This window comes from Micromonospora sp. CPCC 206060, from assembly GCF_036906895.1.
Classification (GTDB): domain Bacteria; phylum Actinomycetota; class Actinomycetes; order Mycobacteriales; family Micromonosporaceae; genus Micromonospora.
On the sequence record NZ_JBAKHU010000012.1, the window covers coordinates 42730 to 68229 of the forward strand.

The window sequence follows — 25500 nt, forward strand, 5'->3', positions numbered from 1 at the left end:
TTGCGTGGACCTGCCGCCGAGTCTCCCGCAGATGGCGAGGCTCCGCAGCGTTTTCACCAACCACGGTCGGGTAAGCGGCGCAAGCTTCGGTAGGAAGTCGGGAGTGTCCGGAATGATGGATTTAGCCGACAACGTTGCGTAATCGGCTGACTACGGAGCATGATGAGGGCGGCGACAAGCCGCATGTCGTCCGGTGCACCTTGGGGTAGGTGGCCCGGACGACCCGGGGGGTTACTGCCGACGGATCGGCACGGAGTCGGTAAGCGGGACTGCAAGGGGGGACGTGTACAGATGGGCATGATCACTGACTGGCCGACACTGGCGGCATGTCAGAACGGTGACCCTGATGCCTTGTTCGTACAGGGCGCGGAACAGAACGTGGCGAAGCGGATCTGCCGCAGTTGCCCGGTGCGGTACGAGTGTCTGGCCGACGCGCTCGACAACCGCATCGAGTTCGGGGTGTGGGGTGGCATGACCGAGCGGGAACGCCGGGCCCTGCTGCGCCGGCATCCCAACGTGCCGAGTTGGCGGAAGATGTTCGAGGCCGCGATGAAGAACAAGGACAAGGCCCTCGTCACGGCCGGCTGATCGCCACGCCTATCGCCCGCAGCCCGTCGACGTCATGGACGTCGGCGGGCTGTGCTGTCACCGCCACCACCGGCACCTGCGGGTACGCGTCGGTGAACGTCACCGCGACCCGCTGCTCGCGTACCGCCTGCTGGAGCAGCCCCGCGTGGGCCCGCAACGCCTCGACGGTGGCCTCGTGCCCACCCAGCGTGGTCAGCCGCTCGGCGGCGGCCAGGCTGGTCGCCGCGTCGGGCGAGTCGACCGCCGGCCGGTGCACCCGGTTGAGCACCAGCCCGGCCAGCGGCATCCGCTCCTCGCCGAGCCGACCCGCGAAGTAGGCGGCCTCCCGGACCGCGTCCGGCTCCGGCGCCGCGACCAGCAGGAACGCCGTCTCCTTCGCCTGGAGGATCCGGTACGTCTGCTCCGCGCGCTGCCGGAACCCACCGAACATCGAGTCCAGCGCGGCGACGAACCCGGACAGGTCGGTGAGCAGTTGCGCGCCGAGCACCTTCTGCACCACCCGGGAGAACATCCCGAACGACGCGGTCACCAGGCTGAACATGCTCCGACCCCCGCTCCGGGCCGGGGCCAGCAGCAGCCGCAGCATCCGGCCGTCGAGGAACCGGGACAGCCGGGCCGGGGCATCCAGGAAATCCAGCGCCGATCGGGAGGGCGGAGTGTCCACCACGATCAGGTCCCACTCGCCCCGGGCGTGCAACTGCCCGAGCTTCTCCATCGCCATGTACTCCTGCGTGCCCGCGAAGGTGGAGGACATGGCCTGGTAGAAGGGGTTGGCGAAGATCTCGGCGGCCTTCTCCGGGTCGGTGTGCGCGAGCACCACGTCGTCGAAGGTCCGCTTCATGTCCAGCATCATGGCGTGCAGTTCACCGCCGGTGGCCTCGATGTCGAGCCCCTTGACCTGGCGCGGGGTGTTGTCCAGCTCGGTCAGGCCGAGGGACTGGGCGAGCCGACGGGCCGGGTCGATGGTGAGTACCACCGTGCGTCGGCCGTGATGCTCGGCGGCGCGGAGCGCCAGCGCCGCCGCCGTTGTCGTCTTGCCCACGCCGCCCGCACCGCAGCAGACCACGATCCGTACGCCGGGATCGGCGAGGATCTGGTCGACATCGAGCCGTGGCGCGGCGCTATCCGGAGACACGAAACGAGCGTATCGGGACGGCACACTCTCCGCCGGTCGCTGGGGTGCAGGTGTGAGTGAATCGGCGCGGGCGGGCCTCATTCGACCGAGGCGAGTACCCCGGCGAGCGTGTCCAGGCCGGCCCGGTCCACCCCGTCGGGCAGCAACGGCAGCTCGATCAGGGGCCGGCCCAGCTCCAGCAGTTCCGCCCGGAGCGAGTCCTCCAGCGCGCGCCGGACAGCCGCATCCCGGGCCTCGGTGTGCAACCCGGCCACGGTGGCCCGGTCGGCGGGCAGGCCGGCGGCGACCAGCCCCCGACGCAGCTCGGCCTGCGAGACCCGGTCGGTCACCAGTGGCCCCCGGGTCGCGTTGACGATCACCCGACCGACCGGGAACCGCAGGGCGGTCAACTCCTCGATCGCGTCGACCGTCTCCTGGACCGGCATCTCCTCCAGCAGGGTGACCACGTGTACGGCGGTCATCGGCGAGCGCAGCAGCGCGGCCACACCCTCGCTCTGGCTCTTGATCGGGCCGACCTTGGCCAGCCGGGCGGTCTCCGCGGTGACGTTCAGGAAACGCCCGATCCGGCCGGTCGGCGGCGCGTCGAGCACCACCGCGTCGTACGTCCGGTTCTTGCCGCTGGTCCGGGTGGTGGCCTCCTTCACCTTGCCGGTGAGCAGCACGTCCCGCAGGCCGGGGGCGATGGTGGTGGCGAAGTCGATCGCCCCGAACTTGCGTAGCGCCCGCCCGGCCGCACCCAGCTTGTAGAACATGTCGAGGTATTCGAGGAGGGCCTCCTCGGCGTCCACCGCCAGGGCCCGTACCTCGCCACCACCGGGAGCGGTGACCAGGCGTCGTTCCTCGTACGGCAGGGGACCGGTGTCGAAGAGCTGGGCGATCCCCTGCCGTCCCTCCACCTCCACGAGGAGAGTGCGCCGACCGTCGCCGGCCAGCGCCAGCGCCAGCGCGGCGGCCACGCTGGTCTTTCCCGTGCCACCCTTACCGGTCACCACGTGGAGGCGGGCCGGCCATCCCGTACCGGCCGGGTCGGCCGGCCCCTCGTCTGCTCGCACCAGTCGAGCGTAACCAGCGGAGCCGGTCAGCCGACCTCGCAGACCCACCAGCCGCTGGACTGCACCACGGTGAACTTCAGATCCTGCCGGGAGACCTTCTCGTCACTGGTGGCCATCGTCACCTTCGTCGAGACGATCGCGCGTTCGGTGTTCTGGTCGTCCACCACCGGGTTGGACCAGGTGAAGCGGGGCGTCTTGTACGTGCCGGCGAGGTCCTTGACCTCCTTGACCCGCTTGGCGATGGCCTTGTCGTCCCGGGCCGCCGGGCAGACCAGCGCGGCTGCCCGCTTCGCGTCCTGGTCGGTGTAGACCGCGGTCAGGAAGCCGGTCACCGCCTCGGTCGGGCTGGGCGCACCCTCGCCGGTCTCCGCGTTCCGCAGCACCAGGAAGGCGGCGGTACCGCCACCACCGCAGAGCAGCAGGACCACCGCGAGCACGATCGAGGCGATGAGCAGGCCGCGCTTCTTCTTGACCGGGGCTACCGCACCGTAGGGCGGCTGACCGGGCGCGGGGAACCCGGGCTGACCGGGCGGCGGGAAGCCTGGCTGGCCGGGTGGCGGGAAGCCCTGCTGACCGGGTGCGGGAAAGCCCGGCTGGCCGGACATCGGTGGCCCGGAGGTGGGCGGCCCGGACATCGGCGGCCCCGACATCGGCGGCCCGCTGAAGGGCGCGCCGGACACGGGCGGCCCGGACATCGGGGGCGGTGGGACGGGCGTATCCGTGAACGGGGGTGGCGGCGGCGTGCCCGGCGGCGCCGGCGGCGGGACGGGCGCACCGGGTGCGGGTTGGAACGGCGGCCCGCTCGGCTGCTGATTCGGGTCGCCGTAGGGCGGCTGGGTCATTGGTTTCCCCCCAGGATGGACCTCGGTGCGTCAGTCGGTACATGCGTGTTCGACGGAGAGGTTAGCGGCCATCGCCCGATCCGTGCTGGCCCGCTCTGCCCGGGAGTGAGGATCAATCAGATTGGTGACTGATTGTCACCAAATAAGCGCGTCCAGTTGTCATTGTCGGGTTTCCTGCCTACCGTCGTCCCGGTGCGGGGGCCGGTCCGGGCAGGCGGCCCGGCCGGAACGCGGTTAGCGACGGACAGGTACAACGCCGGGAGGCACGGCATGCGCGATGCTGCGGACAACACCCCTCGTACCCAATTCACCGCCGGTGACGACGGACGTCGGGCGGTACCCGGGGCCATGCCGGTCAACGAGCGGGCGTACCGGCGGGTCACCGACCCGGCGGTCGACGGGCTGCGTACCCGGTCCCGACCCGCCCCTGCGGCCCGTGACGACGAGGAACCGGGGTACGTGATCCACCTGCCGGTCCGGGTCGACGACCTGGCCGCCGCGACCGGTCTGGCCTGCACCGTGGCCGTCTCGCTGGGCTTCATGTCCGAACTCGACCCGGGGGAGACCACCGTCTCCACCGTCGACGACCAGAACAACCGGCACCGGGTCTTCTGCGACCTGCTGCTGTCTGACCGTTCCCGTTGCCCGCAGCGGTACAACCACCGGGGGCCCTGCGGCGAGCCGCCGGCCGGGTCCGACCGTCGTCCCGCGCCCCGGCGGCCGGTCAGCCCGTAGGCTGTCGCCGACCATTCCACAGATTAGGAGCGCTCAAGCGATGCAGAAGTGGGAGTACGCCACGGTGCCGCTGCTGGTGCACGCGACCAAGCAGATCCTCGACAACTGGGGCGAGGACGGCTGGGAACTCGTCGGCGTGGTGCCCGGCCCGAACCCGGAGCAGCTCGTCGCCTACCTGAAGCGGCCCAAGGCATGAGCGGTGGTGCGCACGCGAAGCTGGCCGAGCTGGGACTGACCCTGCCCGAGGTGGTTCCGCCGGTCGCCAGCTACGTGCCGGCCGTACAGTCCGGCAAGCACGTCTACGTCTCCGGCCAGCTACCCATGGCCGAGGGCAAGCTGCTCGCCACCGGCAAGGTCGGTGCCGGGATCTCCGCCGAGCAGGCCAAGGACCTGGCCCAGCGCTGCGCCCTCAACGCCCTCGCCGCGATCGACTCGCTGGTCGGCCTGGAGAACGTGGTCAAGATCGTCAAGCTGACCGGGTTCGTCGCCTCGGCGCCGGGTTTCACCGGGCAGCCGGGCGTGATCAACGGTGCGTCGGACCTGTTCGGCGCGGTCTTCGGCGAGGCGGGCCGGCATGCCCGTAGTGCGGTCGGCGTCGCCGAACTGCCCCTGGATGCCCCGGTCGAGGTCGAGGTCATCGTCGAGGTCGGTTGACCTGGCCACCTGCCCCGCGATCTTGCACTGCTGGCCTGACATATACGCCTGAACGGCGCATAACGAGGGCCGGAACTGCAAGATCGCGGGGAGTTGCCGGCGGGGTCGTACGATCACAGCCATGGCGGGGCATGTGACGGCACCGGCGGCTGCGCTCGCCGACGGGCTCCCGGGCTGGGTGACGCTGCTGCGCGCCCCGAACCCGGGCCCGATGACGCTCGACGGCACCAACACCTGGGTACTGCGTCCCCCGGGCGGCAAGCACTCGATCGTGATCGACCCCGGGCCGGACGACGCCGGGCACCTGGCCCGGATCGCCGCGCACACCCCGGTCGGACTGGCGCTGGTCACCCACGGACACCCGGACCACACCGACGGCGTCCGTCGCCTGCACGAACTGCTCGACGGCGTACCCGTGCTCGCCGTCGACCCGGCGCACACCATTGGCGGTGCCCCCCTGACCGGCTCCTGGACGGCACCCGCCGGAGCCGGCTGCCGGATCGAGCTGGTCCCGACCCCCGGGCACACCGGCGACTCGGTCTGCTTCCTCGTCGAGTGCGCCGGTGAGCGGGTCGTGTTCACCGGGGACACCATCCTCGGTCGGGGTACCACCGTGGTCGCCCACCCCGACGGCGACCTGGGCGACTACCTGGCCAGCCTGGAGCTGCTCTCGACGTACCGGGGGATCCCGGCCCTGCCGGGACACGGCCCGGCGCTGGCCGACTGCGGTGTCGCCGCCGACTTCTACCTCGCCCACCGCCGGGCCCGGCTCGACCAGGTCCGGGCAGCGGTCGCCGGGGGCGCCAGCACCGCCCTGGAGGTGGTCGCCCGGGTCTACGCGGACGTGGACCGGGCGCTCTGGCCCGCCGCCGAGTGGTCCGTCCGCGCCCAACTCGCCTACCTGGCGCGGGAATCCGACCCCGGGGTCGGTGGGTTGGACCAGCCGTGACCTGCCCGGTGTGTGGAACCGTTGCTGTGCCCGGCGCCCGGTTCTGCCACAACTGCGGAGCCGCGCTGCCGGCCGCCGCGACCCTGCCGGCCGCCGAACGGCGGGTGGTCACCGTGCTCTTCGGCGACCTCTCCGACTTCACCTCCTGGTCCGAGGACCTCGACCCGGAACGGGTCGGCGCGGTCACCGACCGGGTGCTCGCCGCGCTGGCCGGCGCGGTGAAGACCTTCGGTGGACACGTCGACAAACTCACCGGGGACGGGATCATGGCCGTCTTCGGTGCCCCGGTCGCCCACGAGGACGACGCCGAACGCGCCGTACGGGCCGCGCTCTCCATGCAGCGGGCCGTCCGACGGGTACTCGACGACGAACGGGGCGGCGGCGCACCGCTCGGCCTGCGGGTCGGGCTGAACACCGGCGACGTCATCGCCGGCATCCAGGCCGCCATCGAGTACACCGTCATCGGTGACACCGTCAACACCGCCGCCCGGCTCGCCGACGCCGCCGCCATCGGTGCGGTCTACGCCGGTTCGCGTACCGCCGCCGCCACCCGGCACGTCGCCTCCTGGCGTGCCCTGCGACCGCTGAAACTCAAGGGCAAACGGGAGCCGGTCGAGGCGTACGAACTGCTCGGCCTGCTGGACGCGCCGGGTACCCGCTCCGGGCTCGGTGACGAGGCGCCCTTCGTCGGCCGGGAGACCGAGATCGGCCGGGTCGCCGGCCGGCTCGCCGAGGTCATCGACCGTGGTGAACCCCGGGTACTGCTGATGACCGCCGAGGCCGGCATCGGCAAGAGCCGGTTCGCCGCCGAGGCGGAACGGCTCGCGGCCGGGTACGACGTGGGCGCCGGCCGGTACGCCGCGCACACCGGTGCCCGGGTGCTCTCGGTCCGCTGCGTGGCGTTCGGCGAACGGCGGCGGCTGGCGCCCCTCGCCGACCTGGTCCGGGCCGCGGTCGGTCTGCCGGGTGACAACGCCACCGCGGTCACCCGCGCAGTGGTGGAGGAGCGGCTGCGCCGTCTCGGCCAGCGGCTGGCCCGGCTACGTCCCGACCCGCCACCGATCGCCGTCGACCAGCTCCTCGGCCTGCTCGGCTACGCCGAACTGCCGACCGGCCACGGCGGCACCGCCCCGGCCGGCGAATGGGCCTCGGCCGGGCCGACGCCCGACGCCGAGGCGCTACCCACCGCCGTGGCCGAGCTGCTCAGCGGGCTCGCCGCCGAGGCTCCGCTGGTGGTGATCGTCGACGATCTGCACGATGCCACCCCGGAGACCATCAACGCCCTCGGTGGCGCCCTCTCCAGGCTCACCGGGCCGGTGCTGGTGCTCCTCTTCGGCCGGCCCGAGCTGGTCCGTACCGCCGGCACGCTGACCCGGGTCGCCGACGCCGAGGTGCACGCTTTGCCGCCGCTGCGCGGCGCCGACGCCGCCCGGCTGCTCACCACCTATCTCAACGGCGGCAGGCTGCCCCAGGCCGACGCCGACCGGCTGCTCGCCACCGCCCAGGGCAACCCGTTCTACCTCGCCGAACTGGTCACGCTGCTGATGGAGCGGGGCGCGCTCACCCCGGTCACCGACCGGGCCGCGCTCGCCGACCGGGCCGCCCGCAGCGCCGGCGCCGACCGGGGTACCCGTGGTGCCGGCGCCGACCGGGCCGGGTCCGGGCCCAACGGGGTGGGCGCCGGGGGCACGACCCTCTGGCGCCTGGTCCCCGGGTCGCTCGGCAGCCGACTGCTCTCCCGGGACCTGGCCGCCGTGCTCGCCGCCCGGATCGACGCGCTCCCCACCGAGGCGCGGTCGGTGCTCCGGGACGCGGCGGTGGTCGGTGACACCGTGCCCGCCGGTGCCCTGGAGGCGTTGCAGGAACGCCGGTCCGGCCGGGACGGTCGGCCCGCCGCCGTGGTCGCCGTCGAACTGGACCGGGCCGTCGAGGAACTACTGCAACGCCGGATGCTGCACCGCACCCGCGCCGGTTACGCGTTCGCCACGCCGCTGATGCGGGAGGCCACCTACACCGGGATCAGCAAGGCCGACCTCGCCGAACGGCACGCCACGCTGGCCCGTTGGGCGGCCCCGCCGGCCGCCGGCACCAGCACCGGGGTGGCCCCACCGGCCGGCATGACCGAGGCGGTCCGGGACGCGTTCGTCGCCGATCACGTCGAACGGGCCACCACGCTCGCCGACGCGGTCGGGCTGCGACCGGACGCGGTGGCGCGTACGGTCGCCCCGCTGGGCGTGGCGGCACTCGGCCGGTCCGCCCGCCGGTCGCTCTCCGCCGGGGAGCCGGTCGCCGCGGTCGAGTACGCCGAACGCGCCGCCGCGCTCGCCGGGGAACTCGTCTCCGCCGCCGACCGGCTGGTGCACGCCCGCGCGCTGCTCCAGGTCGGCCGGACCGCCGAGGCCCTCGCCTACGCCGAGAAGATCGGCGCCAACGCCGGGGACGACAGCGGCACCCGGGCCAGTGCACTGCTGGTGGCCGGGCAGGCGTACCAGAGCCTCGGGGACCGGCCACGGGCCGTCGACACCTGGCAGGAGGCCCTACAGGTGGCCACCGCCGCCGGACTGCCGGGTCAGCGCGCCTCGGCGATGCGCCGGCTCGGCATGGCCGACTTCATCGGCGGCCGGCTCGGTCAGGCCAGCAGCCGCCTCGCCGCCGCGTACCAGGTCAGCCTGGCCGCGAAGGACGTACCCGGCCAGGCATGGTCGTTGCAGAGCCTGGCCTGGGTGACCACCACCCGGGGCGACTTTGCCGGTACCGACGCCGTGCTCGGCCGGGCCGCCCGACTCTTCGCCCAGCTCGGTGACCCGTACGGGCGGGCCTGGCTGCGCGGCACCACCGCGTTCGCCCGGCTGCTCGCTGGCCGGCTCGGTGAGGCGTGCCGGCTGGCCCGGGTGTTCCTGCCCTTCGGGGAGCGGGTCGGTGAGGCGTGGGCGGTCGGCACCCTGCGTGCGGTGGAGGCGTTCGCCACCGCCGAGCTGGGCGATCTCGCCGAGGCCGACCGGGAGGCACGGCGGGCGTACCGGGACTTCGCCGCCGCCTCGGACGACTGGGGTCGGGGCTTCGCGCTGGTCGTACGCGGTGTGGTGGCCCGTGGGCTCGGCGAGTCGGAACATGCCGCGGACCTGCTCACCGACGCGCTCGCGTTCGGCGGACGGACCGCGCACCCGCTGCTCACCGGGATGGCCGGCACACTGCGCGGTTTCGTCGCCCTGGACTCCGGTGACGTCGTCGCGGCGGAGCGGGACGCCCGGGCGGTACTGGCGGCGGTCGAGCCGCACAACCCGCAGGCACCGGCCCAGGTCGGGCCACGGGTGCTGCTCGCCACGGCCCGGCTCGCTGCCGGTGACGCCGGTACCGCCGTCGGGCTGCTCGCCCCGGTCGCGACCGCCGCCAACGTACCCGCCCTGCTCTTCTCCCGTCGGCAGACCCTGGCCCGGTACGCCTCCGCGCTGCTCGCCATCGGGCAGCGGGAACAGGCGCTGGACTGGGCCCGCCGGGCGGTGGCCGCACCGGCGGAGGACGTGCGCAGCCGGGTGATCGCCGCCGAGGTGCTGGCCGAGACCCTGTCCGCCAACGGCCACGACGACGACGCGCTGGCCGCCGCCGACGAGGCGGTACGACTGGCGTACGCCACCGAGCAGCGCGGCGAACGGGCCGGGGCGGACGCCCTGCGCGCCCGGCTGGCCGGGGTGTCCGCAGAGGCTGTCGGTTCCGGTGATGCCCCAGCCGGCGCGACCCGCTAGCGTGGCAGTTCCACACCGGTCCCACCACCGGTCGCAGGTGCTGTCCACAATGGTGTCGGCACCACCGTCGCCCCTCCCGGGAGGATCGCCATGTCGTTGCCCCGCTCCGTCGCGGGCTGGACGATCGCGGTCTTCGGCCTGATCGCCCTGGTGCTCGGGATCGTCGGTCTGGTCCGGCCGGAGACGTTGCTCGGTCTGCTCGGCTTCGAGGCCCTCGCGCCCGGGGAGCGGGCGTCCGGCGACCACACCCGGACGTTCATGGCGGCGTCCTCGATGGCGTCGCTCAACATGGGCGTCTACTACCTGGTCGCGGTGGCCACCGAGTGGCGTCCGTTCTACCGGTTCACGGTGCCCTTCCGCCTGCTCACCTGCACCGTGTTCCTGACCCTGGTACTGATCGGGGTGACACCCGGCCGGTTCGCGGGCGTGGCGGCCTGGGAGGGGGTCGGCGCGCTGCTCACCGGATGGGGACTCTGGTACGACAGCCGCCGTCCGCCGGGTCGCCCGTCGACCCCGCTCGTCGCGTCCATGGACGCGGGACGCTGAGCAGTCGGACCGGTTGGGTATTTTCAGAGCCGTGACCGACACCCCGCCCGGCGCGCTGCCGCTGCCCGTCGTGCCTGGATTGACGGATTTGGAGGTATTTGCCCGGGGCGGCTACGCCACCGTGTACCGGGCGACCCAGATGTCCGTCGGCCGCGAGGTGGCGGTCAAGGTGGAGAACCGCACCCTGGACAGCGAGCGGGACCAGGCCCGGTTCCTGCGGGAGGCCCGGGCGGCCGGCCGGATGTCGTCGCACCCGCACGTCGTGGACCTCTTCGATGTCGGGGTCACCCCGGACCAGCACCCGTATCTGATCATGGAGCTCTGCGACGGCTCGTACGCCGAGCGGATGCGTACCTCGCCGCTCGGCCCGGTGGAGACCCGCGACCTCGGGGTGAAGATCGCCGATGCGCTCGCCCACTCGCACGCGGCCGGGGTGCTGCACCGCGACGTCAAACCGGCCAACATCCTCTACTCGCACTTCAACCCGGCGGTCCTGGCCGACTTCGGGCTCGCCGTCCTGGCCGAGGTCCGGGATCCGACGGTCACGCTGGAGGTGCTGACCCCGGCGTACGCGCCACCGGAGATGTTCAGCCACCACGACCCGTCGCCCGCCGTCGACGTGTACGCGCTCTGCGCCACCCTCTACGCGGTCATGCACGGCCGGCCGCCCCGCTGGCAGTCGGAGCGAAACCCCAGTCTGGTCACCGTGCTGGAGATGTTCCACCAGCCGCTGCCCGGGCTGCCCGGGGTGCCGGGGGAGCTGATCGACCTGCTCCGTGCCGGGATGGCCAACGATCCGGGCGCCCGGCCGTCGGCCGTCGAGTTGCGTGACCTGCTGGCCCGTCTGCAACTCGGGCCACCGGCTCCCACCCCGCTGCCCACGCCGCCGGTCACGCCGAACTCCGGCGGCCCGACCGTCGGCTGGTACACCGGTGGGCAGCACACCCACACCACGACCGGCCGTCCCACCCCTCGGCCGCCGGTGGAGGACAGCCACCCGACGGTACCCACCCCGCCGGCCCGGCGCCGTCGACGCTGGTTCCTCGGTGGTGGCGTCGGGGTGCTGGCCCTGGCCGCCTCGGCCACCGCCGGGGCGTGGCTGGCCAGCGGCCCCGCTGAGCCGGGTCCCTCACCCAGCGTGGCCGGCAGCGTCGTCAACACGCCCTCGTACCGGGGCGGTGGTGCGCTGCCGGGCTGCCTGGTGACCCTGCCCGGCGGTGGTCGCTGCTCCACCGAACTGGAGTGTTTCGGTCCGATGGAGATCACCCGGCGGCGGGCCGAGGCGGAGCAGGTGCCCTGCCAGGGGACGCACACCTGGGAGAGCTACGCCGAGGGTGATCTGCCGCCGGGGGTGCCGGCGACCGACCACGGGCGGGTCACCGAGGACCCGACCGTACGACGGGTCTGCAACGTGGTCACCTTCCGGTTGACCACCGGACTGCTGACCACCACCGGCTGGCGGTTCGAGGTGCTCCCGCCGACCGGGTCGACGGCCGGCGACCGTACCTACCGTTGCCTGGCCGGCCGGGGGACCGACGCGCTCAGCGGACCGACGCTCACCAACGGCTGACCAGCGGCCCCGCATGGCCGGGCGTTCGACCGGTACCCGCACAGCGGACAGCATCCCCCACCATCGGCCTCATCACTGTCAGGTAGGGACGATATCGGTCGGTGACCGGTCAGGGGTGCCGCTGCAACGGCCCGGCGGGTCCGCGTCGACCCTGGTGGTCCCGGATCGGCGTGAGCGCCTCCAGCGTCGTCGCGTCGATCTGTGCGCCGGTCCGCCGGCCCGCCGGCCGTTCGACGGGCGCCGGAGCGGGCGGTTCCGGCTCGGGCGGCCGGTTTCGCGCCGCGCCGAGGGCCGCAGTGCAGACCATCGCGAGTAGTACGACGAAAAGGGACAGGGCGACCTTGGTCAGGCTGCCCTCCACCAGGACGATGGCGACCACCAGGCCGACCGAGCCGAGAGCGGCGAGGAGCGCGATGCTGCTGGCCGTACCGGGGCGCTTCACGATCCGATGATCCCCTGGTGGACGCGACTCGTCCACCCCACCTCCGCTACCATCCTGCCCAAGATCATTTGAACGGGAGGGGCGGGTCCGATGGGGCGTGCGGGGCGGAGGACCGGCGCCGTACTGGGCGCTGGGCTGTTGTTGCTGGTGACCGGCTGCGGGCCGGACACTCCCGGCACGTCGTCACCTGCGGTACCGGTGTCCGGCCAGCCGGGTGGTACGCCCTCTGGCACGCCCGGGCCGGGAGGCGGGTACCTGCCGTTCGTCGAGGCGGTCGACGCGTTCCTCGACGCCGGGAACCCCGGTGGTGACCATCGGTTCGTCGGCCGGTGCGCGGAGGTGACCCCGGTGCCCGGGGCATTCTGCGCGGTACCGGTCGGGCGGGTCGACGCCGGTGAGGTCTTCGGCATCGGGCTGTTCGAGAGCGAGATCGACGCGTACCTGCTGATGGTGCCGGGCGGTGACGACGGATGGCGGGTGGTCGACTCGTACAGCCTGCCGCCGCTGGGGGAGCGGGACGATCCGGCGAAGATCCCGGCCTGGGTCGCCGAGGTCGAGTCCGGTCGGTGACCCGGGAGCGGTCGGTGGCGCCCTCCGCTCGGCCTTTCCAAGATCATCACGGTGGGCGACGTTCCCGCAGGTCGGGCAGTCCACTGTGCCTCCGGCGGAGGTCCGTCCGGACGATCGCGCTCCGTGACGCGGGCCGCTACGCTGAGCGTTCGATTCGTCACCAGGACGAGGACGCCGATGAACAGAACACCGGCCGGTTTCCGGTCCATCGCCACCGCCCTGTCGGTCACCCTGACCCTGGCCCTCGCCGCCGGCGCCGGCTGCCAGGAGAATGAGCGCTCCATCCCGACCGTGCGGGAGAAAATGGAGAAGACCCACATCAACGGGCAGTCGAAACTGACCATCGGCATCGGGATCTCCCAACCGCTGCTCAGCGAGCAGCGCAACGGTGTCTACAGCGGGTTCGACGTGGAGATCGCCCGGTACATCGCCGAGTCGCTCGGCTACCGGGTCAACGGGGCGTTCGACGGTGTCGACGACGCGGTCACCCTGGTCCAACTCGGCACCGAGAAGCGGATCGAGGCGTTGCAGAGCGGCGATGTCGACTTCGTGGTCGCCGCCTTCTCGATGACCGAGGAGCGGGAGAAGGACGTCAGCTTCGCCGGCCCCTACCTGGTGACCACCCAGGAGGTGCTGATCCCGGTCCGGCTCCGGGACCGGATCCGCACCATCGACGACCTGAGCGGCGAAGGGGTCCGGGTCTGCGCCAGCGGTGGATCGACCAGCCAGCAGGAACTGATCAGACTCGGGATCAAGCCGGCGACGCGCGCGACCGTGCGGGAGTGCGTCGACGGCATCCTCAACAACCAGTACGACGTGGTCAGCTCGGACGAGACCATCCTCGCCGGGTTCCGCTACCAGCACCCCGGCCAGTTCGAGATCGTCGACATGCCCTTCGGCGCCACCGAGCTGCTCGGTGTCGGCGTGCCGAAGACCGATCCGCACCTGCGGGATCTGATCGCGTTCTTCCTGCACAAGAGCTACCTGGCGAGCCGCAGGGGGGAGGCCAACCCCTGGCAGGCGGCCTACAACGCCACGCTGGGCAACTACGTGAAACCGGGCCGGAAGCAGCCGCCCCCGCAGAACGTCCCGGAGCTGGTCGACTTCGACGACAAGACCCGCAGCCAATGACCGCGACGGTGGAACAACGTACCGGCCCAGCCCCGGCCGTCGACGATGCGGTGGTCCGCCGGGAACGCTCCAGTCAGTCCTTCTGGACCGTGGTGGTCGGCGTGCCGGCGGTCTTCTCGGTGCTGCGCCTCGGCGTGGAGGCCGGCGGCGAGTTGCAGACCACCCTGCTGCTGGTGGCGAACGTCGGCCCGGTGAACCTGGTCGCCGGCATGTTCACCACCGCCGCGCGGTTCGTCTCCACCGGCCTGGTGGCGGTCTTCTCCATCGGTTCGGTGCTCGCGGTCAGCGCCGCCCGTCTGGACGGCTTCCGCCGACCGCTCTTCGCCCGCTGGCTCGACATCACCCCGGCCTGGTTCATCGGCGCCAGCTTCGCCGTGGCCGTGGCCACCTGGCACATCCTCTACCTGCCGCTGCTGCTGCCGGCGCTCGCTGCGACCCTCCAACTCAGCCCGGACCGCCTGCACGAACGGCCGGTACCCCGGATCCTGCTCCTCGTCGTCCTGCTCGGCGGGTACTACTGGCTGCTGCTGCCCACCGTGCTCGACGCCTGGGTACAGGAGGAACTGGTCGCAGTGCTGCTGTTCGTCGCGCCACCGTTGCTGGCGCTCGCCATCACCGGACCGGTACCCCGGCTGGTGGTGCCGCCGCTCGCGGTGGGGACGCAGACCGCCGTCCTGGCGATGCTGGTCTGGGCGGCCATTCCGGTGATCACCTCACCGGTGCTGCCGTTGACGGTGACCACCGTCGACGACGGCACCGGCGGGACCGAGGACATCCGGGGACACGTGGTGACCACCGACGACGTCAACGTGGTGATCCTCCAGGAACGCGGCGGCGTGCGGTACGTGCCGGTGGACCGGGTCGGTGGGCAGGTGCTCTGTCCCACCGAGGCGGAACTGCCCCGCCACCGGCTCTGGGTCCGCGACTTCCACGTCGACGACTCGCTGCTGGAGGGACTGGGCCGCCGGGTCCGTCCGGTGCAGCGCCTGGACGCCGCCTGCCGCACCGCAGTACCCGGCTGAGCCCGGGCCGGGTCCACCCCTGCGGTCCGGACCTCGTGCCTGACGGCGTGGCCCCGACCTCCTGCTGACGGCGGCGACGCTGTCGAGCTGCTGGCACATCTGGAGCGCTCCATCGGTGCCAGCAGCTCGACAGTGCCGGGCTGCCCGGTGTGCAGCTCGACCTAGCCGCCCTGCTCAGTACGACTTGTCCTGGCCGAGGACGTGCTGGGCGACGAAGTTGAGGATCATTTCCCGGCTGACCGGGGCGATCCGACCGGCGCGTACCGCCCCGAGCAGGGTGGCCACGCCGTACTCGGTGGTCATGCCGGCACCACCGTGCACCTGGACGGCGGTGTCCACGGCGAGCGCGGCGGCCTCCCCGGCGGCGTACTTGGCCATGTTGGCGGAGACCCCGGCCTCCAGGTCCCGCCCCGCGTCGTAGAGGGTGGCCGCCTTGTAGATCATCAGCCGGGCCAGTTCCACCTGCACGGCCGCGTGCGCCAACGGGTGCGCCACCCCCTGGTGTGAGCCGATCGTCCGGCCACCCCACACCTTCCGGGTAGCGGTGTACTCCGAGGCGCGCTCGATGGCGTACCGGCCGGTGCCGGCGCCCATCGCGGCCACCGTGATCCGTTCCGGGTTCAGCCCGGAGAACAGTGCCGGCAGGCCGGAGTCGAGATCACCGACGAGCGCGTCGGCGGGCAGCCGTACGTCGTCCAGGTAGAGCAGGAACTGGTTCTCCGGGGAGACGATCTCCATGTCCAGCTTCGACCGGGTCAGTCCCGCCGCGTTGGTCGGTACGACGAACAGCGCCGGCTTGAGTTTCCCGGTGGTGGCGTCCTCGGTCCGGGCGACGACCAGCACGAACTGCGCCTCGTCGACGCCGGAGATGTAGCACTTACGGCCGGAGAGCAGCCAGTCGTCGCCGTCCCGGCGGGCCACCGTACCGAGCCGGTGGAAGTTGGACCCGGCCTCCGGCTCGGTGATCGCGAAGACCACCTTCAGCGAGCCGTCGGCGAACCCGGGCAGGAACTGCCGCCGCTGCTCCCCGGTGCCGTGCCGGGCGATCACCGTGGCGGCGATGGCGGGGGAGACCACCAGCAGCAGCAGCGGGCAGCCGGCCGCCGCCAGTTCCTCGCAGACGATGGCCAGTTCGATGATCCCGCCGCCGCCACCGCCGTACTCGGTGGGGATGTTGACCCCGAGGTAGCCGAGCCGGCCGGCCTCGTCCCACAGCTCGGTGGTGTGTTCGCCGGCCCTGGCCTTGGCCACGAAGTATCCGTGGCCGTACCGCCGGCCCAACGCCCGTACGGCGTCGCGGAGCTGGTCCTGTTCGTCGGTGAGGTCGAAGTTCATCGGGCACTCCCAGAGGTGTCTACTCGGACGAGACGACGGCGAGCACGGTGCCGGTGTCGACCTGGCCGCCCACCGGCACCGGCAGTTCGGCGACCACCCCGCCAGCGGGGGCGAGCACGGGATGCTCCAGCTTCATCGCCTCCAGGGTCAGCAGCAGTTCACCGGCGGCGACCCGCTGACCCGGCTCGACGTGCACCCGGCTGACCGTGCCGGGCAGCGGGGCGACCAGCGAACCCTCAGCCAGCTCGGCGGTCGGCTCGGGGAAGCGCGGCAGTTCGGTGAGGGTGACCGTCCCCTCCGCGTCAGCCACCAGGTGGTCGGCGCCCACCCGGTGCACCGTGCAGGGGCGGCGCACCCCGTCCACGTCCAACAGCACCCGCTCCGGGGACGCCGACACCAGCACCACCTCCGGCTCCGGGGACGCCGACACCGGCACCACCACCGGCTCCGGCGGAGCTGCCGGCCCGGTCGGCCGCGCCGGGAGGGACGGTCCGGGGCAGTCCGCCGACCAGCCGGCCAGCGCCCCGGAGCGGTCCAGCCGGTAGGTCACCTCCACCTCGCCGTCCGGGCCGGCGAACCGGCAGTGCTGCGGCACCGACGGCACGTTGCGCCAGCCGGACGGCAGCCCGGCCAGCACGGGTACGTCCGCCCGGCGGGCTGCGGCCCCGGCGAGCGCGGCGGCCAGCGCGGCGAGGCGTACGCCCCCGGCGGGCAGCAGCGGGGTGAACACCCCGGGATGCCGGTCGAGGAACCCGGTGTCGATCTCGGCGGCCCGGAATTCGTCGCTGTCCAGTACCCGGACCAGCAGGTCCCGGTTCGTGGTCACCCCGTGCAACTCGGCCCGGGTCAGGGCGCCGGCCAGCAGCCGGGCCGCCTCGGCCCGGGTCGGCGCCCAGGCGACCAGCTTCGCCAGCATCGAGTCGTAGTGCACGCCCACCACCGAGCCGTCGCGTACCCCGGAGTCGAGCCGCAGACCCGGTGCGGCCAGCGGGGTGAACTTGGCAGCCACCTGCGGCACGGCGAACCGGTGCAGGGTGCCGGTGGCCGGTAGGAAACCGGCGGCCGGATCCTCGGCGCAGAGCCGTACCTCGATCGCGTGGCCGATGGTCGGCGGCGCGTCGGTGACCGGCAGCGGTCCGCCCTCGGCGACCAGCAGTTGCAGCCGGACCAGGTCCAGCCCGGTGACACACTCGGTGACCGGGTGCTCGACCTGGAGCCGGGTGTTCATCTCCAGGAAGTAGAACTCCCCGTCCGGGGCGAGCAGGAACTCGACCGTGCCGGCGCCCACGTAGCCGACCGCCCGGCCGGCGGCGACCGCCGCGTCGGCGAGCCGTTGCCGCAGTTCGGGCGGGATGACCGCCGGTGCCTCCTCGACGATCTTCTGGTGCCGGCGCTGGATCGAGCACTCGCGTTCACCGAGGCTGACCACCGTGCCGTAAGTGTCGCCGAAGATCTGTACCTCGACGTGGCGGGACCGTTCGACGTACCGCTCGATGAAGACCGTGCCGTCGCCGAACGCGCCGGCCGCCTCCCGGCGGGCCGACGCCACCGCGTCGGCGAGTTCCGCCGGCTCGCGGACGATGCGCATGCCGCGCCCGCCGCCCCCGGCGGACGCCTTCACCAGCACCGGGAACCCGGTGATCTGGTCCGGATCGGTGAAGGTCGGCAGCATCGGTACCCCGGCCTCGGCCAGCAGTGCCTTCGCGGCCATCTTGTCGCCCATCGCGGCGATCGCCTTCGCGGGCGGCCCCACCCAGGTCAGTCCGGCGTCGACCACGGCGGCGGCGAAGTCGGCGTTCTCGGCGAGGAAGCCGTACCCGGGGTGCACGGCGTCCGCACCGGACCGCCGGGCCGCGTCGATGACCAGGTCCGCCCGCAGGTACGTGTCGGTTGGTGCGTTCCCGGGCAGCCGGACCGCCAGGTCCGCGTCCGCGACGTGCGGGGCGTCCGCGTCGGCGTCGGAGTGCACCGCGACCGTGCCGATGCCCAGGGTGCGGCAGGTGGCGAAGACCCGGCGGGCGATCTCGCCCCGGTTCGCGACGAGGAGTTTCCTGATCATGTTTGCTGCTCCTCACATCCGGAAGACGCCGAAGTTGTCGGCGCCCCGCACCGGTCCACTGTGGATGGCAGAGAGGCAGAGTCCGAGGACGGTACGGGTGTCCCGGGGATCGATCACGCCGTCGTCGTAGAGCCGGCCGGAGAGGAACAGCGCCCCGGACTGCGACTCGATCTGCTGCTCGACCATCAGCCGCATGGCCGCGTCGGAGTCCTCGTCGTACGGCCGGCCCTTCGCCTCGGCGGCCTGCCGGGCCACGATCGACAGCACCCCGGCGAGCTGTGCCGGCCCCATCACCGCCGACTTCGCGTTCGGCCAGGTGAACAGGAACCGTGGCTCGTACGCCCGACCGCACATGCCGTAGTTGCCCGCCCCGTACGAGGCACCGAGGTTCACCGTCAGGTGCGGCACCGTCGAGTTGGACACCGCGTTGATCATCAGTGCGCCATGCTTGATGATGCCGCGCTGCTCGTACTCGGTGCCGACCATGTAGCCGGTGGTGTTCTGGAGGAAGACCAGCGGGGTGTCGGCGGCGTTGGCGAGCTGGATGAACTGCGCCGCCTTCTGCGCCTCCGCGCTGAACAGCACCCCCCGGGCGTTGGCCAGTACGCCGACCGGATAGCCGTGCAGCTCGCCCCAGCCGGTCACCAGGGCGCTGCCGTACCCGGGTTTGAACTCGTCGAACTCGCTGCCGTCCAGCAGCCGGGCCAGTACCTCGCGCGGGTCGAACGGCACCTTCAGGTCGGCGCTGGCGATGCCGAGCAGCTCCTCCGGGTCGTACCTCGGTGCGGCGGGCCGCAGGGTGCGCGGCGGCGGGCCCTGCTTGCGCCAGTTGAGCCGGCGGACGCACTGCCGGGCCAGCCGGATACCGTCCCGTTCGTCCTCGGCGAGGAAGTCGGCGAGCCCGGAGGTGGTGGCGTGCATCGCCGCCCCGCCCAGCGACTCGTCGTCGGTCACCTCACCGGTCGCCATCTTCACCAATGGTGGACCGGCCAGGAAGACCTTCGCCCGGTCCCGCACCATGATCGTGTGGTCGCACATGCCCGGCACGTACGCGCCACCGGCGGTGGCGTTGCCGAAGACCACCGCGATGGTGGGGATCCGGGCGGCGGAGAGCCGGGTCAGATCCCGGAACACCCGGCCACCGGGAATGAAGATCTCCGCCTGACTGGGCAGGTCCGCCCCGGCCGACTCCACCAGGTTGACCATCGGCAGCCGGTTGGCCAGCGCGATCTCCCCGGCCCGCTGGGTCTTCCTCAACGACCACGGGTTCACCGCGCCGCCGCGTACCGTCGGGTCGTTCGCGACGACCAGGCACTCCACGCCCTCGACCACGCCGATGCCGGTCACCACGCTCGCCCCGACCGGGAAGTCGGTCTCGTACCCGGCGACCGGCGACAGCTCCAGGAACGGGCTGTCCCGGTCCAGCAGCAGCTCGATCCGCTCCCGGGGGCGCAGCTTGCCCCGGGCGTGGTGCCGGGCGACGTACTTCTCGCCACCTCCGGCGCGGGCCAGATCCAGCGCCGCCTCCAGCTCCCCGAGCCGCGCCAGCATCGCCGCCCGGTTCGCCTGGTACGCCGTACCGCGCGGGTCCACCGCGCTGGTCAGGACGGTCATCGCGGCATCCCCGGACCATCGGGTACGTTCACAGGCCCATTCCCTTCGCGATGATCTCGTTCATGATCTCGGTGGTGCCGCCACCGATGGAGAGGATCCGGGCGTCCCGGTAGTGCCGCTCCACCTCGGCGTCCCGCAGGTAGCCGAAGCCGCCGTGCAGTTGCACGGCCTGGTCGACCACGAAGTCGCAGGCGGCCACGGCGATGTTCTTCGCCATCGCCACCTCGGTCACCAGCGGTTCACCGGCCACGACCCGGGTCGCCGCCTCGTGCACGTACGTCCGGGCGGCGGCGATCCGGGTGGCCATCTCGGCGAGCCGGTGCCGGACAAGCTGCCGGCCGGCCAGCGGGCGACCGAACGTCTCCCGCTCCCGACACCACGACACGGTAAGGTCCAGGCAGCGCCGCGCGGTCGCGTACGCCTGGGTGGCCAGGGAGAGCCGCTCGGTGGCGAAGTGCCGCATCAGGGCGAGGAAACCCCCGCTCTCGTCACCGACCAGGTTGCCGGTTGGCACCCGGACGTCGGAGAAGAACAGCTCGGCGGTGTCCGAGCAGTGCCAGCCCAACTTCTCCAGCCGCCGCCCGACGGTGAACCCCGGCGTGTTCCGGTCGATCACCAGCAACGCCAACGGCCCGGCGCTCGGATGGCCGGTACAGACCGCGGTGGTGACGAAGTCCGCGCGTATCCCGCTGGTGATGTACGTCTTCCCGCCGTTGACCACCCAGTGGTCGCCGTCCCGGTGGGCGGTGGTGCGTACCCCCATCACGTCGGAGCCGCCGCCGGGCTCGGTGACCGCCAGCGCGCCGATCAGCTCGCCGGCCAGGGTCGGACGCACGTACCGGTCGATCAGGTCGGGGTTGCCGTGCGCAACGATGTGCGGCAGCGCGATGCCGTGCGTGAAGAGCGCCGCGACCAGCCCGGACGAGCCGCCCGACTGGATCAGCTCCTCGGTGACCACGATCAGGTCGAGCAGGTCACCGCCACTGCCGCCGACGGACTCCGGGAAGCCGATGCCGAGCAGGCCCAGGCCGGCGGCGCGGGTGTGCAGCTCCCGGGGTATCTCGCCGGCCCGTTCCCAGGAGTCCAGGTGCGGTAGCACCTCCTGCTGCACGAACCGCCGGGTCAGCTCCCGTAGCTGCCGCCGCTCCGGGGTGTCCACGATGGTCACCCCCCGGTCCCCGTCCCGTCGGTGGCGTCGCCCGGGGCGAGGACCGCCGGCAGGTCGACGATCCGGGCCCGGAGCAGCTCGCCGAGCGCCTTGGCCTGCGGGTCGAACCGGGTGGACGCGGCCACCCCCTGCCCGAGCAGGCCCCGGATGACGAAGTTGACCGCGCGCAGGTTCGGCAGGTCGTACCGCTCGACGGGCAGCCCGGCGGTCTCCGGCAGCAACTCCCGTAGCCGGTCGACGGTGAGCCAGCCGCGCAGCCAGGCGTACGCCGGGTCGGTGCGGGCCCAGACGCCGAGGTTGGCGTCCCCACCCTTGTCGCCGGACCGGGCGCCGACCAACTCGCCCAGCGGCCCGCGCCGCCGGCTGAAGTGTTGGGAAAGGCCCCCGCTTATCGGATCCGGTATAGGAAGGGGCCCTTCCCAACACTCCTGAGGGGGTGGGATGGTGACCCGTTCGCCGGACGGGAGCACGGCGACGTGCGGGACCGCCGGCTGTGGTACGGAGTCGGCGGTGAAGACGCCGTACGGGGTGGCGTCGCCGGGGAGCGTGGTCAGCGTGCAGCCGGGATAGGAGGCCAGGGCCAGCTCCACCGCCGCCGCCGAAAAGGCCCGACCGGCCCGCGCCTTGTCGCCGTCGCGCAGGTGTACGTGCAGCAGCGCGCTCGCCGTCTCGGTGACCGACGAGTCGGGGTGGTCGGTGCGGGCCAGGACGAACTCCAGCCCGACCGGGCCCACCGCGTCCTCGATCTGTGCCCGGACCAGGGCCGCCTTGGCTTCGATCTCCAGTCCGCAGAGGACGAACGTCATCGAGTTGCGGAACCCGCCGAGGTTGTTCACCCCCAACTTGAGCGTGGCCGGCGGCGGGAGTCCCCGGGTGCCGCGCAGCCGTACCCGGTCCGGGCCGTCCGGGGCGAGGGCCACCGTGTCCAGCCGGGTCACCACGTCCGGCCCCAGGTAGTACGGCGTGTCGATCTCGTAGAGCAGTTGCGCGGTGACCGTCTCCACGGTCACCGCACCACCCGTCCCGGGGTGCTTGGTGATCACCGCCGACCCGTCGGCGTACAGCTCGGCGATCGGGAATCCGGGCCGCCGGCCACCGTCGGGCAGCTCGGTGAAGAAGCTGAAGTTGCCGCCGGTCACCTGCGCGCCGCACTCGATCAGGTGCCCGGCCACGGTCGCCCCGGCCAGGGCGTCCAGGTCGTCCCGGCCCCAGCCGAAGTGTGCGATCGCCGGCCCGACCACCAGGGACGCGTCGGTGACCCGACCGGTGACCACGATGTCCGCCCCGTCGGCCAGGCAGGCGGCGATGCCGAAGGCACCCAGGTAGGCGTTGGCGGTCAGCGCGTCCGGCCGGGGCAGGGCGTCGCCTTCGACGTACCCGATCCGGGCGGTCAGCCCGAGCTTCGCGCAGAGCGACTCCAGCGCGGCGGCCAGCCCGGCCGGATTGAGCCCTCCGGCGTTGGTGACCAGCCTGACCCCGCGTTCCAGTGCGGCGCCGAGGCACGACTCGGCCTGCCGCAGGAACGTCCGTGCGTAACCGAGATCCGGATCGCGTAGCCGGTCCCGGCCGAGGATCAGCATGGTCAGCTCGGCGAGGTAGTCGCCGGTCAGCACGTCCAGTTCGCCGCCGTCGAGCATCTCCCGCCAGGCGGAGAACCGGTCGCCGTGGAAGCCGGAGGCGTTGCCGATGCGGATCATGTCGCCGTCCCACGGGGGACGGACCCGGCGGCTGGTTCGCGGCCGGCACCCGGTGGGCCGGCGAACGCCTGGGCCACGTTCAGCCACTCGTCGGCGACCGGGCCGGTGGCGAGCAGGGCCAGGTCCGCCCGGTGCCGGCGCTGGGTGACCAGGAGGCAGAAGTCCAGGGCCGGCCCGGTCACCCGGTCCACCACGTCCGCCGGCCCGTAGCTCCAGGTCGCGCCGTCGGGCGCGACGAGGTCGACCCGGACCGGCGCCGTCGGTTCGGCACGGCCGTGGGTGGCGAAACCGTGTCCGAGGGTACGGAAGCCGAGGTGCGCGACGTTCCGTAGGCGCGCGGTGGGGGTACGGGCGACACCGAGTGCGTCGGCCACGTCCTGGCCGTGCGCCCAGGTCTCCATGATCCGGGCGGTGGCCATCGAGGTGGCCGACATCCGGGTGCCGTACCAGGGCAGTTTCTCCCCGGCCGGGACCTGGCGCAGCGCTGTGGCCAGCCCTTCCCGGACCGCACGCCAGCGGGACAACAGCTCGGCCGGCGGGGCGAGGAACTCCTCGGCGCCCCGGTCGACGAACGTGTCCGGTTCCTCGGCCAGGGCGGCAGCCGTGCGGTAGAACGCGTCCGGGTCGGTGGCAGCGAGTAGGGACACCTGATCGGTCCAGGCCAGGTGGGCGATCTGGTGGGCGACCGTCCAGCCCGGTGCCGGGGTGGGACGGGCCCAGTCGGCCACCGGTAGCGGGGCCACCAGCGCGTCCAGTTCGGCCGACTCGTCGGCGAGATCCACGAGCAGCGTTTCCAGGTCCACCATCGGGCCTCCGGTTCGGGGCGTGCGGATCGCGTGGTTCGGGGCGTGCGGATCGCGTGGTTCGGGGCGTGCGGATCGCGTGGTGCAGGACGTGCGGGGTGTGCTGAGCGGTCGGTCAGGGTGTGAGGATCGCGGCGAGCTGGTGCTTCCAGGTGCACAGCAGTGCGGTACGGCGGGCCGAGTCGTCGGAGAGCAGGTTGGCCACCCCGAGCCCGCGCAGCAGGTCGAGGGTGGCCTGCACCGATTCGCGTACGCCGGGCAGCCGCTCGTCCGCCCCGAGCAGGTCGACGGTGAGCCGGTGCATCTCCCGGCCGACCCGCGCCTCCAGCGGGACGAGTGCCGCACGCAGTTCCGGGTCGGTACGCGCGGCCACCCACAGCTCCAGGGCGGCGACGAACAGCGGCCCGGTGAACGCGGCGGCCAGCATGTCGACCACCCGGTCCAGCCGCTGCGGGCCGGTGGGCAGGGTGCTCGCCTCGGCCCGCAGCTCCTCGGCCCGCCGCTCGGTCAGGTGCACGACCGCAGCGGTCACCAGCGCCGCGCGGGTGGGGTAGTGGTGCAACTGGGCACCCCGGGAAACACCGGCCCGGGCGGCGACGACGGTCGTGGTGGTGCCGGACCAGCCGTGCTCCACCAGGCAGTCGACGGTCGCCTCCAGCAGCCGGGCCCGGGTGGCACGGCTGCGCTCCTGCTGCGGTATCCGCTCCGGGGGAGGGACGCGGGTCGATGTGGACGGCACCGGGACAGCGTGCGCCGGAAAAAACAAACAGTCAAGCTTGACTTTTTCTCTCTGCCCGACGGGGCAGAGCGCGGAGGAGGACGGGCAACGGCTGTCGATTTTCAACCTGCGACCGGCCCAGGTTCCACTCTGCGGCCCTCGGCCCGCAGAAGGTCATACCCGGGTACTGTGACTGATGGAGCAGGCCGTGGCGGTCGGCGAGGCGAGCCCACCCACCTTGCGTTCCTGTCCTCTCCGGGCCCGGGTCAGCGGCCGTCGCGGGGGCCGAAGGCCCGTAGCGCGTCGACGTCCGAGGCGCGGGAGTGCAGGAAGTAGTCGGCCCACTCGGCGGCTGCGGGATAGCCGGAGTCGGCGGCCACCCGGGCACACGCCGCCTCGACATCGAACCCGGTGACCCGTAGCTGCACCCCCGGCCCCAGCAGCGCCCAGTTTGCACCCACCCGGCCGTACGGCATTCCGATGCTGCCCGGGTTGACGATCACCCGCCGGTCGACGAGCCGGGTGAACGGCATGTGGGTGTGCCCGCAGACGATCGTCCGGATCTGCTCCGGCACGCCCGCCAGCACCTCCGCCCAGCGTTCCAGCCGCGAGTCGACCAGCACCACCTCCTCGTCGTCGCGGGGCGTGGCGTGGCAGAAGAGCACGTCGCCGAGGCCGGCCACCGGCAGGGTGACGGTGAGCGGGAGAGCGGCCAACAGGGCGAGCTGCCCGCCGGTGAGCTGGCCGGCGGCCCATGGTGCGATCGGGTCCGGGATCGTGCACCCGCCACCCTGCCGGATCGCCACCAGTTCCCGGTCGGCGTTACCGCGTACCCAGACCACCCGGTCGCCCAACCCGGTCAGCAAATCGAGCACCGCCCCCGGCTGCGGGCCGGCGGCGATGTCGCCGGTCACCACGATCCGGTCGGCGGCGACGACATCCGGCTCGGCGAGTACCGCCTCCAGAGCCGGCAGCACCCCGTGGATGTCGGAGAGGACAGCTACGCGGTCGAACATTGGCCCAGACTGCCGGAGTGCCGACCGAGTGTCGAGAATGTCTGCTTCCAGCAGAACCGATCATGCGAAGTGGGGGCCGCCGGAAGGCGACCCCCACTGGCACTGATCAGG

Annotated in this window: 23 protein-coding genes; 11 read left to right on the forward strand and 12 right to left on the reverse strand. The window is 72.6% G+C overall.

The features are described from left to right. Positions 1-291: 291 nt before the first annotated feature. Positions 292-588: a WhiB family transcriptional regulator gene (locus tag V6U90_RS11435; RefSeq protein WP_208816049.1), complete on the forward strand. Its 297-nt coding sequence runs from the start codon at positions 292-294 to the stop codon at positions 586-588. Here V6U90_RS11435 and V6U90_RS11440 read toward each other — a convergent pair. Genes V6U90_RS11440 through V6U90_RS11450 form a run of 3 tightly spaced genes read right to left on the reverse strand, consistent with a single transcriptional unit; the run spans position 575 to position 3410 of the window. Then, entirely contained in the window at positions 575-1804 is a 1230-nt protein-coding gene (locus V6U90_RS11440; protein ID WP_442933570.1) for an ArsA family ATPase, read from the reverse strand. The two genes, V6U90_RS11435 and V6U90_RS11440, sit on opposite strands and share 14 nt — an antisense overlap. Beyond that, on the reverse strand, positions 1801-2775 hold the full coding sequence (locus V6U90_RS11445) for an ArsA-related P-loop ATPase (protein ID WP_334434314.1): 975 nt from the start codon (positions 2773-2775) through the stop codon (positions 1801-1803). The genes V6U90_RS11440 and V6U90_RS11445 overlap by 4 nt, the downstream gene beginning before the upstream one ends. A 26-nt stretch (positions 2776-2801) precedes the next feature. After that, positions 2802-3410 carry an Rv0361 family membrane protein gene (locus V6U90_RS11450; protein WP_334434316.1) on the reverse strand — a complete coding sequence of 203 codons (609 nt, stop codon included), beginning with the start codon at positions 3408-3410 and terminating at the stop codon, positions 2802-2804. Positions 3411-3887: 477 nt separating this feature from the next. On the opposite strand from V6U90_RS11450, the gene V6U90_RS11455 reads away from it, so the two are divergent. From V6U90_RS11455 to V6U90_RS11485, 7 genes are all read left to right on the forward strand, one after another. Beyond that, positions 3888-4352, forward strand: coding sequence for a hypothetical protein (locus V6U90_RS11455; RefSeq protein WP_334434318.1), 465 nt, complete (start codon positions 3888-3890; stop codon positions 4350-4352). Between the two features lie 40 nt (positions 4353-4392). Further along, the gene (locus V6U90_RS11460; protein WP_208814341.1) at positions 4393-4548 is read left to right on the forward strand and encodes a hypothetical protein; all 156 of its coding nucleotides are present in this window, start codon (positions 4393-4395) and stop codon (positions 4546-4548) included. Further along, positions 4545-5006, forward strand: a complete 462-nt coding sequence (locus tag V6U90_RS11465; protein ID WP_334434321.1) for a RidA family protein — start codon at positions 4545-4547, stop codon at positions 5004-5006. Before V6U90_RS11460 ends, V6U90_RS11465 begins: the two co-directional genes overlap by 4 nt. A gap of 121 nt (positions 5007-5127) precedes the next feature. After that, complete coding sequence (locus tag V6U90_RS11470) at positions 5128-5955, forward strand: MBL fold metallo-hydrolase (RefSeq protein WP_334434323.1); 828 nt, start codon at positions 5128-5130, stop codon at positions 5953-5955. Then, a complete protein-coding gene (locus tag V6U90_RS11475) occupies positions 5952-9698 on the forward strand; it encodes an adenylate/guanylate cyclase domain-containing protein (protein WP_334434325.1) in 3747 nt (1248 codons plus the stop codon). The genes V6U90_RS11470 and V6U90_RS11475 overlap by 4 nt, the downstream gene beginning before the upstream one ends. Positions 9699-9788: 90 nt before the next feature. Continuing rightward, entirely contained in the window at positions 9789-10244 is a 456-nt protein-coding gene (locus tag V6U90_RS11480; RefSeq protein WP_334434327.1) for a hypothetical protein, read from the forward strand. A gap of 31 nt (positions 10245-10275) precedes the next feature. After that, positions 10276-11814 carry a serine/threonine-protein kinase gene (locus V6U90_RS11485; RefSeq protein ID WP_334434329.1) on the forward strand — a complete coding sequence of 513 codons (1539 nt, stop codon included), beginning with the start codon at positions 10276-10278 and terminating at the stop codon, positions 11812-11814. 109 nt (positions 11815-11923) lie between these two features. Here V6U90_RS11485 and V6U90_RS11490 read toward each other — a convergent pair whose 3' ends face one another. Beyond that, positions 11924-12256 (reverse strand): hypothetical protein, encoded by a 333-nt coding sequence (locus tag V6U90_RS11490; RefSeq protein WP_334434331.1) that lies wholly within the window; start codon positions 12254-12256, stop codon positions 11924-11926. Between the two features lie 90 nt (positions 12257-12346). Between V6U90_RS11490 and V6U90_RS11495 the strand changes: the two genes are divergently transcribed. The 3 genes from V6U90_RS11495 (at position 12347) to V6U90_RS11505 (ending at position 14979) form a co-directional block, all read left to right on the forward strand. Further along, on the forward strand, positions 12347-12826 hold the full coding sequence (locus tag V6U90_RS11495; RefSeq protein ID WP_334434333.1) for a hypothetical protein: 480 nt from the start codon (positions 12347-12349) through the stop codon (positions 12824-12826). A 177-nt stretch (positions 12827-13003) separates the two neighbouring features. Continuing rightward, the gene (locus V6U90_RS11500; RefSeq protein WP_334434335.1) at positions 13004-13957 is read left to right on the forward strand and encodes a transporter substrate-binding domain-containing protein; all 954 of its coding nucleotides are present in this window, start codon (positions 13004-13006) and stop codon (positions 13955-13957) included. A gap of 8 nt (positions 13958-13965) precedes the next feature. Further along, positions 13966-14979: a hypothetical protein gene (locus V6U90_RS11505; RefSeq protein WP_334434337.1), complete on the forward strand. Its 1014-nt coding sequence runs from the start codon at positions 13966-13968 to the stop codon at positions 14977-14979. A gap of 174 nt (positions 14980-15153) precedes the next feature. Here V6U90_RS11505 and V6U90_RS11510 read toward each other — a convergent pair whose 3' ends face one another. From V6U90_RS11510 to V6U90_RS11545, 8 genes are all read right to left on the reverse strand, one after another. Beyond that, positions 15154-16314, reverse strand: a complete 1161-nt coding sequence (locus V6U90_RS11510; RefSeq protein ID WP_334434339.1) for an acyl-CoA dehydrogenase family protein — start codon at positions 16312-16314, stop codon at positions 15154-15156. Between the two features lie 19 nt (positions 16315-16333). After that, a complete protein-coding gene (locus V6U90_RS11515) occupies positions 16334-18373 on the reverse strand; it encodes an acetyl/propionyl/methylcrotonyl-CoA carboxylase subunit alpha (RefSeq protein WP_334434341.1) in 2040 nt (679 codons plus the stop codon). Positions 18374-18385: 12 nt separating this feature from the next. Continuing rightward, complete coding sequence (locus tag V6U90_RS11520; protein WP_334434343.1) at positions 18386-19987, reverse strand: acyl-CoA carboxylase subunit beta; 1602 nt, start codon at positions 19985-19987, stop codon at positions 18386-18388. A gap of 28 nt (positions 19988-20015) precedes the next feature. Next, a complete protein-coding gene (locus tag V6U90_RS11525; protein ID WP_334434345.1) occupies positions 20016-21155 on the reverse strand; it encodes an acyl-CoA dehydrogenase family protein in 1140 nt (379 codons plus the stop codon). After that, positions 21152-22852, reverse strand: a complete 1701-nt coding sequence (locus V6U90_RS11530) for an acyclic terpene utilization AtuA family protein (RefSeq protein ID WP_334434347.1) — start codon at positions 22850-22852, stop codon at positions 21152-21154. Before V6U90_RS11530 ends, V6U90_RS11525 begins: the two co-directional genes overlap by 4 nt. Beyond that, positions 22849-23658: a TIGR03084 family metal-binding protein gene (locus V6U90_RS11535; RefSeq protein ID WP_334434349.1), complete on the reverse strand. Its 810-nt coding sequence runs from the start codon at positions 23656-23658 to the stop codon at positions 22849-22851. Before V6U90_RS11535 ends, V6U90_RS11530 begins: the two co-directional genes overlap by 4 nt. A 112-nt stretch (positions 23659-23770) precedes the next feature. Further along, positions 23771-24394: a TetR/AcrR family transcriptional regulator gene (locus V6U90_RS11540; protein WP_334434351.1), complete on the reverse strand. Its 624-nt coding sequence runs from the start codon at positions 24392-24394 to the stop codon at positions 23771-23773. Positions 24395-24639: 245 nt separating this feature from the next. Continuing rightward, positions 24640-25389, reverse strand: coding sequence for a metallophosphoesterase family protein (locus V6U90_RS11545; protein WP_334434353.1), 750 nt, complete (start codon positions 25387-25389; stop codon positions 24640-24642). Between the last annotated feature and the right edge of the window lie 111 nt (positions 25390-25500).